Annotated in this window: 9 protein-coding genes; 7 read left to right on the top strand and 2 right to left on the bottom strand. The window is 46.4% G+C overall.

The annotated features are described in order from the left end of the window. Positions 1–17: 17 nt before the first annotated feature. Positions 18–1,190, bottom strand: a complete 1,173-nt coding sequence (locus AC5JBY_RS29405; RefSeq protein ID WP_495908269.1) for a PDDEXK nuclease domain-containing protein — start codon at positions 1,188–1,190, stop codon at positions 18–20. A 220-nt stretch (positions 1,191–1,410) separates the two neighbouring features. Between AC5JBY_RS29405 and AC5JBY_RS29400 the strand changes: the two genes are divergently transcribed. From AC5JBY_RS29400 to AC5JBY_RS29385, 4 genes are all read left to right on the top strand, one after another. Then, entirely contained in the window at positions 1,411–1,866 is a 456-nt protein-coding gene (locus tag AC5JBY_RS29400) for a (2Fe-2S)-binding protein (RefSeq protein ID WP_495908268.1), read from the top strand. Positions 1,867–1,869: 3 nt separating this feature from the next. Beyond that, positions 1,870–4,023 (top strand): xanthine dehydrogenase family protein molybdopterin-binding subunit, encoded by a 2,154-nt coding sequence (locus AC5JBY_RS29395; RefSeq protein ID WP_495908267.1) that lies wholly within the window; start codon positions 1,870–1,872, stop codon positions 4,021–4,023. Positions 4,024–4,194: 171 nt separating this feature from the next. Beyond that, positions 4,195–4,701 (top strand): RNA polymerase sigma factor, encoded by a 507-nt coding sequence (locus AC5JBY_RS29390; protein ID WP_495908266.1) that lies wholly within the window; start codon positions 4,195–4,197, stop codon positions 4,699–4,701. A 5-nt stretch (positions 4,702–4,706) separates the two neighbouring features. Beyond that, a complete protein-coding gene (locus AC5JBY_RS29385; protein WP_495908265.1) occupies positions 4,707–5,357 on the top strand; it encodes a hypothetical protein in 651 nt (216 codons plus the stop codon). Positions 5,358–5,419: 62 nt separating this feature from the next. On the opposite strand, the gene AC5JBY_RS29380 is transcribed toward AC5JBY_RS29385, so the two are convergent. Further along, complete coding sequence (locus AC5JBY_RS29380; protein ID WP_495908264.1) at positions 5,420–6,118, bottom strand: hypothetical protein; 699 nt, start codon at positions 6,116–6,118, stop codon at positions 5,420–5,422. Between the two features lie 508 nt (positions 6,119–6,626). Here AC5JBY_RS29380 and AC5JBY_RS29375 point away from each other — a divergent pair. The 3 genes from AC5JBY_RS29375 (at position 6,627) to AC5JBY_RS29365 (ending at position 13,598) form a co-directional block, all read left to right on the top strand. After that, entirely contained in the window at positions 6,627–7,460 is an 834-nt protein-coding gene (locus tag AC5JBY_RS29375) for a hypothetical protein (protein WP_495908263.1), read from the top strand. Between the two features lie 190 nt (positions 7,461–7,650). Further along, positions 7,651–10,011 (top strand): TonB-dependent siderophore receptor, encoded by a 2,361-nt coding sequence (locus AC5JBY_RS29370; protein WP_495908262.1) that lies wholly within the window; start codon positions 7,651–7,653, stop codon positions 10,009–10,011. A gap of 176 nt (positions 10,012–10,187) precedes the next feature. Beyond that, entirely contained in the window at positions 10,188–13,598 is a 3,411-nt protein-coding gene (locus AC5JBY_RS29365) for a carboxypeptidase-like regulatory domain-containing protein (RefSeq protein ID WP_495908261.1), read from the top strand. Positions 13,599–13,607: the final 9 nt, after the last annotated feature.

Raw genomic sequence — 13,607 nt, 5'->3', positions numbered from 1 at the left:
AAATTTGTCGTGCTTGCTTAGCCGAAGCGTGGTAAATGTGATAACTCTTTGTTTAACTCATTTTCAAATTCTTCTATTGTGGGAATATTGCTTTTTAATTCGGCTGGTAACGCCTGCGTAATATTGAATTCGCTAACCCCGATGGGTTTGGTGATTCCCCGAAGGGCGTATTCAACTTCTATCCCTTTTTTGCCCTTGCAGAGAATAATACCAATAGAAGGTTGATCGGTTTCCTGTTTCAGTTGATCATCTATTACTGACAGGTAGAAGTTCATTTTACCTGTGAATTCAGGTTCGAAGGCTCCTGTCTTAAGGTCAATGACCACAAAACTCCGTAAACGAATATGATAGAACAACAGATCGATACGGTATTCCTTATCACCCAATTCGAGTGGATATTGTCGGCCAATAAAGGCGAACCCTTTCCCTAACTCCAATAGGAATTTGGTAATGTGCTCGGTTAGCCGTTTTTCTAACTCCAGTTCCTGCACCTGTGGCTCCAGCGTTAGAAAACCAAAATTGTAGGGGTCTTTGAGCATTTGTTGAGCCATCAATGCCTGCTGTTCCGGGAGGGTATTTTTGAAGTTGTTGAAGGCTTTTCCCTGGCGGGCAAACAGGTTCTGTTCAATTTGAAGGGCTAGAATGGCCCTGCTCCAGTTGTGTTCGATGGTTTGTTGGATGTAGAATAATGCCTGTTCCGGGTCTTTAATTTTATTCAACATCAACAGGTGATGTCCCCAAGGAATTAAAACAAGGAGTTGTTGTATTGAACTAATTCGTTGATTATCATAGCTGCCCAGTGCAGCAAGCTGCTGCACTGAAATTGTGTCGAGTAAGGCTGAAAGATTTGCTGATTGGCTAATTCGTTGATTATCATAGCTACCCAGTGCAGCAAGCTGCTGCACTGAAATTGGGCTGTAAAGAAGATAAAACCTACGAATTTCAAAAAGATTCCTTCTTGAAAACCCTGAAAGATCGGGGAAAGCCGATTTAATGTCTGCTGATAACTGTTCAATGTAGCTATTCCTTCCTTCAAACAAAGACTGGTTGTTGGCAATCATTTCTCCAATGTTCCAGTAAAGTTGAATGATCGCTGAGTTAACTGCCAGGGCTGCTTTTGCCTGGCTGGAACGTATGCGGTCTTTAATAGCGGTTAGCAGCTCCCGATATTGGTAATCGTTTGTTAGCATTGGTTAGTCATAGAATGAAAAATAAATATACTATTATATTTTAATTCATGGATAGGCCAGCCATGTATTGCTAACTATTTAGTGAGCGGTTTTGCCAAAACCAGCTAAGGGCTTGAATTTGATTCGACAAACAACGGAATTATCAGGATGAATGGTTTTCATGAACGATCGCCTGCCTTGCTTTTTTTCCTAACTTTAGAGCACTCAAAATGAAATCCTTATGGCCATTTTCAAGCTTACTGTTAACGGGAAACAGCAGCAGGTGGATGTAGATGCCGATACGCCCTTGTTGTGGGTGCTGCGCGACAGCCTGCACCTCGTGGGTACCAAATACGGCTGTGGCATGGCACAATGTGGCGCCTGCACAGTACACATGGGTGGTAATGCTGTTCGTTCCTGTATTTTACCTGTATCGGCAGTCAGGCAGCCGGTAACTACTATTGAAGGTCTTTCAGCTAACGGGGATCACCCGGTGCAACAGGCCTGGGATGAAGTGGATGTGCCACAATGTGGCTATTGCCAGGCGGGCCAGATGATGACGGCTGCTGCCTTCCTCAAAACCACATCCCATCCAACCGATGAGCAAATTGCCAGCGCCATGCACGGTAATATATGCCGCTGTGGCGCCTATCACCGTATTCACGAAGCAGTAAAAGTTGCCAGTCAAAAAAAGTAATCTATGCAAACCACTAATGATACCAGCAGGAGGGATTTCCTGAAATGGTCTGCTTTCACCGCAGGCGGGCTTGTTCTGGGCTTTAAATGGGCCGATGCAGAGGCTTCCACCGCTACTGTCTTTTCTTCGACCGTGGCTGAAGCTGAAATAGCCATGGGGCATTATCTTTCCGTTGGCACCAATGGAATTGTAACTATATTTTCTCCCAATCCTGAGTTGGGGCAGAACATCATGACCTCATTTCCCATGATCGTGGCAGAAGAGCTGGATGCGGACTGGAAGCAGGTGAAAGTGGTGCAGGCTCCGCTCGATAGCCGTTTCGATCGTCAGTTGACTGGCGGTAGTGGGGCTGTGCCTCATTCCTGGCCTTTACTCAGAAAGGCAGGCGCTACAGCCCGGTTCATGCTCATTGCTGCAGCCGCCCAACGTTGGGGTGTGCCTGCTTCGGAGTGTACTGCCGAAGAAGGATTTGTGCTGCATAAGGCCAGCGGCAAAAAGCTGGGCTATGGTGAGCTGGCTGAAGATGCCGGCAAGGTGCCTGTTCCTGCTACGGTAACGCTCAAGGATCGCAAGGACTTCAAACTGATCGGTACGGCTGTTAAGAATGTGGCCAATAAAGATATCCTTACTGGTAAGCCTTTGTATGGGCTCGATTTTTACCGGGAAGGTATGTTGTATGCCATGATCCAGCGGCCACCAGCATTTGGTACCAAAGTGCAATCTTTTGATGCTACTGCGGCCAAAGCAATGCCGGGTATCATCGATGTGGTGCAGGTGAAGAATGGGGTAGCTGTTGTAGGCAAATCTACCTGGCAGGTGATGAAGGCTAAAAAAGCACTCAAGATCACTTATGAGAAATCCGGCAATATTGAAAGTACTGCCGACCACGATAAAATATTTGTTGATCTGCTGAATAATGGCAAACCCACTTTGCGCAGGAAAGATGGTGATGTGGAAACGGCTTTTAAAGAGGCGGCTAAAGTGGTGAAAGCTGAATACCAGTGTCCGTTCATTTCACACAGTCCACTGGAGCCCATGAACTTCTTTGCGCACGTGAAAGAGGGGAGTGTTGAACTGGTTGGCCCTTGTCAGATCCCTGGCAGTGCACGTACAGCAGTTTCCAAGTTGCTGAATATTCCTGAAGACAAGATCACGCTGGAGCTTACCCGCCTTGGTGGTGGTTTTGGTCGCAGGTTGTACAACGACTATGTAGTAGAAGCTGCCGAAGTGTCTTCACTCATAAAGGCACCGGTAAAAGTGATCTGGTCACGGGAAGATGATATGACGGGCGGCACTTACCGTCCGGCGGTTCGCTACCGTTTTGAAGCGGCATTGGATGCTTCCGGTAATATGATTGGTTACAGATTGCGTGGTGTGGGCATCAATTCAGGCAACCCTACGCGTGAACATAATTTCCCTTCGGGAGCTGTAGAGAACCTGCTGATCGAATCGGTAGAACATCAGTCGCCTATTACTACAGGCGCCTGGCGTGCACCGATCACCAACTTCCTCGCTTACGCCGAGCAATCATTCATTGATGAAGTAGCGCATGCTGCGGGTAAGGATCCTGTGCAATTCCGCCTCGATCTATTAGAAAAAGTGAAAGCCAAGCCTGTTGGCAGAATTGATTATAATGTCAACCGCATGATCGATGTTACTAAAAAAGTAGCAGAGCGTTCCGGTTGGGGTACAAAGGCTGGGGTGATACAGGGCTTCAGCGTTTATTTCTCTCACCGTTCTTATGTGGCGCAGGTAGCTGAAGCGGTAATGGAGAAAGGGAAACCTGTTATCAAGAAAGTATATGCGGTGGCCGATTGCGGACAGATCGTTAACCTGGGTGGTGCTCGTCAGCAAGTGATGGGTGCTATTGTCGATGGCATGGGGCATGCTTTATTTGGCAAGCTGTCGTTTAAAGATGGTGCTGCCGAGCAAAGTAACTTCCACAATTACCGCCTCATCCGTATGAAGGAGATCCCGCAAGTTGATCTACATTTTGTAGACAGTGGTTTTGATCCTACGGGCCTTGGTGAGCCAGCATTACCACCAACAGGTGGCGCTGTTGCCAATGCAATCTTCAAAGCAACTGGCAAACGATTGTACCAACAGCCGTTTATGGATAGTGAGATTTTTGGTGGTAGTGGGAAGAAGACTTTCTAAGTATTATCATACATCATTTCAAAACATTGATTATAACGAAGCCGGCAACTTGCCGGCTTTGTTGTTTGTTAGGGTAAGCGCCGAGCCGGTGGGGACTCAAAAAAAGTTGCTGCCGGGTGTGATATTTCCTCTGCTTGTGCGAATAATAAGGAAAAGCACTAATATTAAAGCATGGCTATGACAAGAGATGCTCCCGCTTTCCTGGCCGTTATCGAAGCAAACAAGGGAATTATATACAAAGTGGCCAATTCCTATTGCCGAAATGCGGACAACAGGAAAGACCTGATCCAGGAGATCATGGTGCAGTTATGGTTATCATTCAATAACTATGATGAAAAGTACCGCATCACTACCTGGATGTACAGGATAGCCCTGAACGTTTCCATCTCGTTTTACCGGAAAGAAAACCGCCGGGATACCATCAACCATCCTTTGCCGGGAGAAATACTTACTCTGTATGAAGCTGATGCAGGACATCCGCAGGCTGAGGTAGAACTGTTGTACAAGTGTATACGGGAACTAAAGGAAATAGACCGGGCCGTGATTCTCCTGTATCTCGAAGGGAACGCTCAACAGGAAATTGCCGAGATATTAGGTTTGTCCCTGACCAATGTATCAACCAAAGTGTCAAGGATCAAACAACAACTTAAAACAGCTTTCTCGAACTTAACAACTTAATTAAAATGGAAGACAAAGATATTATCGCACTGTGGAGATTTTATGATGATAGCCTGAGGCAGGCGTTGGTGCTGAATACGAAAAATGCAGAAGATATTACGAAGCTGAAGGTGCAGTCGTTTCTCGCATCTATGAAACCGATCAAGGTGTTTACGCTTGTGGTGGGCATTTTATGGGTGGGCTTTATCGATATGCTGCTGGTCAACCTGTTTCATGTAGCCAGCCCGTTTTTTCTGGTATCGATGGGCATCCAGGTGTTACTGACAAAGTTGGCCATCGGTGTATATGTATATCAGTTGGTGTTGTTGCATGGGACAGATGTGAGTGAGCCTATTCTCGCTACCCAGGAGCGGATTGCCCGCCTGATATCGTCTACTTTGTGGATTACCCGTATACTCTTTTTGCAGTTCCCTGTGTGGACCACTTTTTATCTTAGTATGGGTATGTTGGAGGGTTCTAATTGGTGGCAGCTTGCTATTACATTCGGCATTACTGCGGTGTTCACCTGGATTGGTGTTTGGTTCTTTTTCAACATCAAATACGAAAACAGGGACAAGCGCTGGTTCCAACTGATCTTCCGGGGCAGGGAATGGACGCCTGTGATGAAATCGAGGGAGTTGCTGGGGCAGATCAGTGAGTATAGAGAGGGGTATTGATGAGTGTAAACACGAATTTTTATCGAATTACACGAATTAAATGGCGGGCGGGCTGGAGCACGTTATGCGACGCGTTGGTTGGGTGGTTTTAGTTGGATGGATTGGCGTTGTTGTTCGCGCTTTCTCTTCTTCTTGCGCAAGGTTCCGGAGGCGATGATCTCCTGCATCCATTTTTCTTTGCGGCGTTGTTCTTCGAGCCAGGCAAGCTTCTTTTCGCGGGCTATGCGCTTGCGTTCCCGTTCGATGAGTTCAGCAGTATTATCGTAGTTGCTTTTCCAATGATTGCGGCCAATAAGCCTGCGGTAGCGACGGCACTTGGGATTTTCGGTGCGGTGCTTTAGACGTGTCTTGTAAGTTTTCTTTGGCCTGACGGGTTGTTGCTTACGGCCTGTTTTGAGTTTGATGCCGGTGGCTTGCTGGTATAGCACCCAATATTCTACATAGGTTTTCCAGAGATAATCGTAGGCTTCCTGTGCAGTGGCGCCGTTATCAATCATGATCATCGCTTCGCCGGTGAAATCGCGGTACATCCAGAACTGGCGCCAATTCATAGGCAGATCGCTATAGATGGAGGAGGCGATCTTTGAAGCGGTTACCAGTCTGCCGGCAGCAAGGCGGGTTTTGTGGAAGGCCGGGTGTGTGAGGACTTTCTCCCGGGTGAGCCTGCTTTTCATGCGTACGAGGTGCTGGCCCTCCCATTTGTAAAAGGTGAGGTTGTCCCAGGTGCATTCAAGAAATATGGGTCCACATTGTTGGGCCATCGGTAAGCGTTAATTATATGCATGAAATTAATAATGTTATTTGTGCTTTGGAAGGGGATGACCGAAATTATTTTAAGGAGGGGCACAAGCACCCTGCCCGCCAAGGCCGTACGGCATGCTTGCGCCAGTATTTAGAAGCAGGCGATTGCTTTGATAGCAGATTTCTCACTCCGCTATCGCTTCGTTCGAAATGACAGCGTAAAATGAGGTATTCCGTCCGAAATGGCAGGGATACGGACTAAGGGTTCGCGATGGTACCTCAATGGATTATCGAGCCCCGGATAGGCCTAAGCGATTGACTTACATATAATTATTAAGCATTCAGTTGCACGGACCGGTGGAATGTTTATGAAAATGCGCCTTTAGTGCGGATCATGTACGGCTCAACCCCGGCTTAAGTACGGCTTATCCCGTTTAGGGGTACGGGAAAAGGGGTAAAGTGCAGTCGGTGTGGCTGGCACTTGCAGGAGCTTTGCGTAAGCAGTACATTTGATTCAAACCCTTTACCGTGTACGAAACTGTAACTGTAGATCAGGCGATTGCGAAAGCGCAACGGACGATCAATCTCCCTGTCATTCTTTTCATTATAGGAGGCATTGCTGGCGTCGTTTATGTAGGCTTCCAAAATATCCTGCCAGCCTGGACCATTCCAATAGGAATAGTACTGGCCATTGGCCTCGGCTGGCTTTACTGGAGTATTACGATCACCAAATGGAAGGTGTGGGCTTTTGAAAATGTCCGTAATGTGCATGAGCTAAAAAAGCGCGCGGTGAAAGAGAAGCTGATCTGGTCCGACTATAGTTTCTGGAACAAAACAGAGATCTGGTCGGCGATAGATCGTGAAAAATGGGAGTCCCTACAAAGCAAGTTTGACAAGGAAGACCTTTTTACGGATGACGTCACTGTGCCGTCCGAAACGATCATTCGCTATTCCAGGAGCAAGAACTTCTTTGAGATGGCTGTTATGCTGGCGATTATGGGTGGGGGCATATATTTCTTAGTCGCTACGGATAACTTTATTATTGGCATCATTGGTATTGTACTCGGAGGTTTTCTGGCTTATAAAGAGTACAAGCAAGCTACAAATACGGAACCACAAATAGTCCTGAGTGATAAAGGTATTCAAACGGCATCTACTCCTTTTTATGCATGGAATGATATTCTTGATGAAGATGTTGTTGACAAGCGTTGCGGTAAAACTACCAATTACTATCTCGTTTATGACTATCCCGGAGGATCAGCCGAGGTACAAATTGATGACCTCGAAACAGATCAGAAACAATTATACGACCTGTTGAACTTATATCGTGGACGTTATAACAAGAAAAGTAAGCTTCGATAAGTCAATATGCTATACAACAGTAGTAACAATTACTGCATATGTAAGGCTGATGTGTGTGTGCGACACAACTAATACTTATCAGCAAACGAAGTAATATTTGAATTTCCACATCTCGCAAAGACTTTTTCCCGCTATAAACTGTATAAGATTTGTTGGTGCAATTACTTCGCGCCTCAAATACTAACTGATCATGAAAATAGCAATATCTCCAGGGCTGTTATGCCTTGTTATTATTCTTTTGTTCTCTTCATTCTCCTCATTTGCACAAGCTTCACAGGAAGGCACTATTAAAGGTAAAATAGTAACTGCCGATGGCCAGGCTGCCGAAGGTGTAAGTATTGTGTTGGCCGGTTCTTCAAAGGGAACAGTCTCTGCTGCCGATGGTTCTTTCGAATTGAAGCGGGTGAGTCTTGGATCACATATACTGATCGTGAGTTTTGCAGGGTTGCAAACGCAAAAGATCAAGGTGGAAGTAACCAGTGGTAATAATACTGTGCCTGATATTACTTTAAAAGAGAGTTCGAATGTCATGCAGGAGGTGATCGTTCGCTCACAAAGAACAACTTATAAGGATGATCAACCGTCTTCTTCGCTGCGCATTCAAACTTCTGTAATGGAGACACCTCAAAGCATCATTGCTGTGAACAAGAATGTGTTGGAAGATCAGCAGGTTTTTGTGGTGACCGATGCTGCCAAAAACGTGAGCGGCGTTACCAGCATTTTCCCTTACGTTGGTATTTACACCGATTTTAATATCCGTGGCACGCGGGCTTCTTCCAACAAGTTGAGGAATGGAATGAATACCAGTGGTGGTGGTGTGCTACAGGAAGATGCGAGCTATATAGAAAGCATCGAATTCATTAAAGGGCCTGCGGGTTTTATGCTGGCGCAGGGAGAGCCTGGCGGCATGTATAATGTGGTGACCAAGAAGCCGCTTGGCAAAACTCATGCGGGTGTAAATTTCACTACAGGCAGTTATGGGTTGTTCAGGGGCGGCATTGATTTTGGCAGTACTGCCGGCAAGGACAAGCAATTTAGTTACCGGTTAAATATCATGGGCCAAAAATCAGGTACTCATCTTGATTATGGCATCAATAACAGGTTGTCTATTGCTCCTGTTATCCGTTATGATTTTAATGATAACACAGCGCTGACGCTTGAATATAACTTTGACAAGGTGACGGTGAATGGAACATTTGCCCAGGTGCCTACGAGGAATGGCAAGTTTCTGAGAAGAAGTTTTACGATCGAAGATCCGCTGGCTGATCCGATGCACCTGACCAATCATTACGGTTACATCAACTTACAGCATAAGCTCGATGATAACTGGAAGCTGACCGCTCAGCTGGGCGTACAATATGCCGATCAATATGGTACGTTGTTTTACTCTACAGCAGTTGTCAATGCCAACGATCTGCTGCCAAGGAACTACCGTTATCTTGCCCGCAGAAGCACCAATACTACCGGGCAGGTATTTTTGAACGGAAACGTGAAAACAGGAAAACTTGAGCACAAGCTGTTGTTTGGATTCGATGGGGGAGTAGTAGAGAATAAGTCTGCTTTTGTAAGCTTGCTGAATGTGTTGCCTATAAATGTCAACAAGCCAGTTTATGGGCTTAGTGTTGGTATCGACACGCTGATGAATGAATCGGCTGTACCCTGGGCTTCTCCCAGCAAAGTTTTATGGCAGGCTTTTACTTTGCAGGATGATATCAGGATCACCCCCTGGTTGCAGCTTACTGTAGGTGGAAGGTTTACGCATTACGAAAATAGTCCCAGCCGCGATGCGCTGAAGGACGGCGTATTTACGCCGCGCGCGGGTATCGTGTTGCAGCCGCTGAATGACCTTTCCATATACGCTTTGTATGACCGTGCTTTTGTGGCGCAAACCGGTACGAATGCTGCCGGTGAGCGATTCGAGCCGTTACGGGGAAATAATCTTGAAGTAGGTATTAAGCGTGAGTGGTTCAACAGGCGTCTGCTTACACAAGTGGCCGTGTATAGTATTACCAAGAACAATGCACTTACTGCCGATATCAACAATCCCGGGTTCAATATCCAGACAGGTTCGGTAAAGAGTAAAGGGATCGAGTTTGATGTGATGGGGTTGATTGACAGGAATACCAGCATTGTAATGAATTATGCTTATACGGATGCAAAGATTACGAAGGATAATAATGCAGCCCTGGTAGGGCAGCGGCAACAAACGCCTTTGCATACAGCCAATGCATGGGTGAAATACAACTTCGTGGATGGAGCGCTTAATGGCCTTGGAATTGGATTGGGCGGTTCATATTATGCTGACCAATATACTTTCACTACTAAGAAGGCCGCTTCAGATGCGCAGGCGACATTGCCTGATTATAAGAGTCTGAATGCTTCACTGTCATACCGGATCAAAAGGCTCAATTTCGGATTGAATGTAGATAATATCACCAATGAGTTTAATGTCATTGGTAATTACAATTATACGCTGGGCACTTCAGGGGAGTATGTTTACATCGCTATGCCGGGTACGAACTGGCGTTTTTCGATCGGATATAAATTCTAACTATATCGAGGCGTTCCAACTATAGAGAGCTATAAGCCCAATACTAACCCCTTCAGGTCGCTGGATCTGAAGGGGTTAGTGCTTTAAGGTTGTCCTGTACTACAAATTGAGTATTTCCCACGCAGGCTGAAGATTAGATTTTTGGACCATCAAATCATCTTCTAAAGCGTAGAAATATGAAACAGGTTTTTCTTTTCTCCTTTCTTATACTGCTGGTGATCAGCAATGGTTGCCAGAAAAATGATCATCCGGGTAAGAATGATCCGCCCATTCCCGGACTACCCAAGGAAGGCGTACTGGTCAGCACCAGTATGTTTGGCAGGGTAGTGGATGAGCAGGACAAACCTTTGTCGGGCGTCACCGTTGCCGGTGGCGGCAAAACAGCCCTGACGGATGACAATGGCGTTTTTGTGATCAACAATGTCATGCTCGACCAGGCGCGCGCTTACATTACAGCCACTAAAGCTGGCTACTTTGGTGGTTCGCGCATTTTTCAGCCTGTCAAGGATGGCACATCGAGACCTCCATTGATCAAAATGCTGGCGCAAAAAAGTATTGGCACCATCAAGGCTTCTACAGGCGGATTCGTGGAATCCAAAGGTGGCACCAGAATAGAACTGCCGGCCAATGCAGTGGAAGGCTACACCGGAACGATCAATGTAGTAGCCAATTATATCAATCCTACCAGTCCGGACTTCTTTGCACGGATGCCGGGCGACATGGCGGCTGATAATTCCGAAAACAAAAGAGGGGCTTTGATCTCATATGGTATGTCGCATATAGACCTGCTGGATGATAACGGCAAAAAACTAAAGATCAAGGCCGGTGTGCAGGCAACTGTTACGCTGCCTGTTCCTCAAAACTTACAGGCCAGTGCTACGCCCACTATCGCGATGTGGTATTTCGATGAAACAAAAGGTATCTGGAAACAGGAGGGAAGTGGTACTTACCAGAACGGGAAGTATGTAGGCAAAGTATCGCATTTCTCCATCTGGAACTATGACCACTGGAATCCGCTGATGAATCTGCCTATGATATTGCGGTGGATGTTGTCCAAGCTTTCCAGCACACCACCCGAAGACCTCGATAATATCCTGAGCCGTCCGCCCGATTTTGTAGTGACGGTGAAAGATAAAAAGACAAAAACAACGTTGTACACCAATACTTTTCCTCCTCCTGTGCGTGATCAGTCCAGCAGTACACCTCAGGCAACCAGTACTGTTACTTTTCCGCTGCCTACTATGACGGATGTGATGGAAGTAACTGTTACGCCGGTACAGCCCGGGGGGCCAGACTATCCCAGGAATACCAATTACTCACCAACGGATGATGAGGTACCACCCTCAGCACCCACCTTTGCGACAGAGCAGGAAAGTGTTACTGTAGAGGTGACGCCCACTAATCCGCCATCGACTATTACTATCACGATTCCGCCGCAAGGTGGTGGAGGTGGTGGTAGTGGCGAAACCGTTGTGAATGTAAATGGTAAAGCGGTGAATTGTGAAAACAGGCCTGTTACCACAGGTTATGTATTCATGAGCATGCGCAGTGGCAATACGATAGTCAAAAGCACCACGGCCCCCATTTTTGGTACAGAAGGACGTTTTACTGCGCAATATGTGTTTTACAATGCGCTGCCAAGCCGGGTAGATAATGTGGTGCTCACCGTGTATGATGTAGCTGCCGGCAAAAAAAGCCAGGATCTGGCTATCAATGTCAATCCTTCGGTGGCGCATATGATACAGGCTCCTGTATCTGTATGTAATACTCCCGGTACCGGTAATCCCGGAACAGGAACAGGCAAAGTGTTTCAGGGTAATTATTTAATTAATGATGCCGCTACTTTGAAAAAGTTCATTGACTCTGCTTATACGGAAGTAACGGGTATGCTGTATATTTCCAACATGAGCGATCTCGGAGGCATTATAAGTCTTAAAAAGGTATGGGGGCTTGAGCTTCGGAGTAATACTTTTAGTAGCCTTGGTGGATTGGCTGAGTTGGAGAATATGTCTTTCCTCACGATAGTTGCCAATGGTCAGCTGACCAATGCGGCTTTTCCCAAACTGGCCAGTAAGAGTCTGCAGGGCATTCACATCAATCACAATTATTCATTGGTTGGTCTTACGCTGCCTTCCGTAGAAAGTGTCAGTCCATTGGGCAACGATAATATCAGTATCACGAGCAACCCGGTGTTGAAGACGTTTTCTATGCCTAATCTGAAATCGGTAGACAAGTGTGGTAATATCGAGATCACCAATACGCTGCTCGAAAACCTCAACGTGTTCTCCGGCGCCAGCGGCACGTTGGGAGGCTGGGGGATGACGCTGGTAGATAATCCATCAATGACGTCTGTAAGTGGGTTGAAGAATATTGTGTGTACTGCCCGGCTTACGATCGATCAATGTCCTAAATTAACTTCCCTCGATGGTATCAATATTCCGGCTGATATGACTGATTGGGTGTCATTGACCAGGAATGATGCGCTTACGGACATTACTCCCGTAAGTAATAAGTTGAAATCTACGGGTGGACTTACCATTCATCTTAATGGGGCTCTTGTCACTGCCAGCTTCCCGTTGTATGAAAAAGGCAGTGTATCGTGCAAGGATAATGGAAACCTTGCCAGCCTTAGCATGCCGAAATTTAAAGAGGCGGTATCGGTGGATCTTACGCACAATGTGAAGTTATCTTCTGTGAACATGAATGCGCTGGAAACGCTGCCCAATGGCTTTAACCTGAATGGTGGTTATGAAACGGTGCAGGCATTAAGCACCTTCGATCTGCCAGCTTTAAAAAGTTGTGGACGGTTTACGATCACTAACTGTCCGGGCATCACTAATCTCGATGGGTTCAATAACCTGGAGATCGTGGATGGTGATCTTAGTATCTCCAATGCCAATATTCCGGGCGCCAGTATAAAACTGAAAACCATCAATGGTTTCAATAAACTCACCAAAGTGAACTATTCTTTGGGGCTGGAAACTGCGGCAGGATCAGGTGACGGATTGGTTGGTTTTGATGGGCCGTTGAATAGTATTAAAGGGTTTACGCAACTGAAGACCGTAGGTGCTATGTTCAATATTGGCGGTAAGAGTCTGACAGATATTTCTGGTTTTGCCAACCTGGAAAGCATTGGGCAGGATTTCAGGATCATTACCACGGGGCTTACAGGGCTGGAAGGGTTTGGCAAACTGAAATCATCGGGCATGAATGAAAACAGGCTGATCCAGATCGCTGATAACACGAAGCTGACCTCGGTCAAAGGATTTACATCGCTTACCACAGTGGCAGGTATTTACTTCGTGCGCAATCCCGAGTTGAAAGACTTGCAGGGGCTGGAAAAGATCACGTCTATGAAGAATGGCATGACGGTGAGTGGCAACAATAAGCTGACGAATGTGGATGGACTGGCCAATGTGGAAGGTGCTACCACCGGCATTTTCATCAATGCAAATACCATCCTGCGCAATTTGTGTGGTATCACCAAAGTCGTGAAAGGCGGAGGCAATACCGGCTCATACCAGGTGACAGGGAATGCTTACAATCCGACTGTTCAGCAGATAATTGCCGGACAATGTAGTCAATAGCAGAAAAAG

This window comes from Paraflavitalea sp. (assembly GCF_059502485.1).
The sequence above is the reverse complement of the archived record's forward strand: the minus strand, read 5'-3'. Positions and strand labels throughout refer to the sequence as shown.

Coding starts and splice junctions, on each gene's coding strand:
- AC5JBY_RS29405 (WP_495908269.1), bottom strand. CDS start 1,190: ATGCTAACAAACGATTACCAATATCGGGAGCTGCTAACCGCTATTAAA.
- AC5JBY_RS29400 (WP_495908268.1), top strand. CDS start 1,411: ATGGCCATTTTCAAGCTTACTGTTAACGGGAAACAGCAGCAGGTGGAT.
- AC5JBY_RS29395 (WP_495908267.1), top strand. CDS start 1,870: ATGCAAACCACTAATGATACCAGCAGGAGGGATTTCCTGAAATGGTCT.
- AC5JBY_RS29390 (WP_495908266.1), top strand. CDS start 4,195: ATGGCTATGACAAGAGATGCTCCCGCTTTCCTGGCCGTTATCGAAGCA.
- AC5JBY_RS29385 (WP_495908265.1), top strand. CDS start 4,707: ATGGAAGACAAAGATATTATCGCACTGTGGAGATTTTATGATGATAGC.
- AC5JBY_RS29380 (WP_495908264.1), bottom strand. CDS start 6,118: ATGGCCCAACAATGTGGACCCATATTTCTTGAATGCACCTGGGACAAC.
- AC5JBY_RS29370 (WP_495908262.1), top strand. CDS start 7,651: ATGAAAATAGCAATATCTCCAGGGCTGTTATGCCTTGTTATTATTCTT.
- AC5JBY_RS29365 (WP_495908261.1), top strand. CDS start 10,188: ATGAAACAGGTTTTTCTTTTCTCCTTTCTTATACTGCTGGTGATCAGC.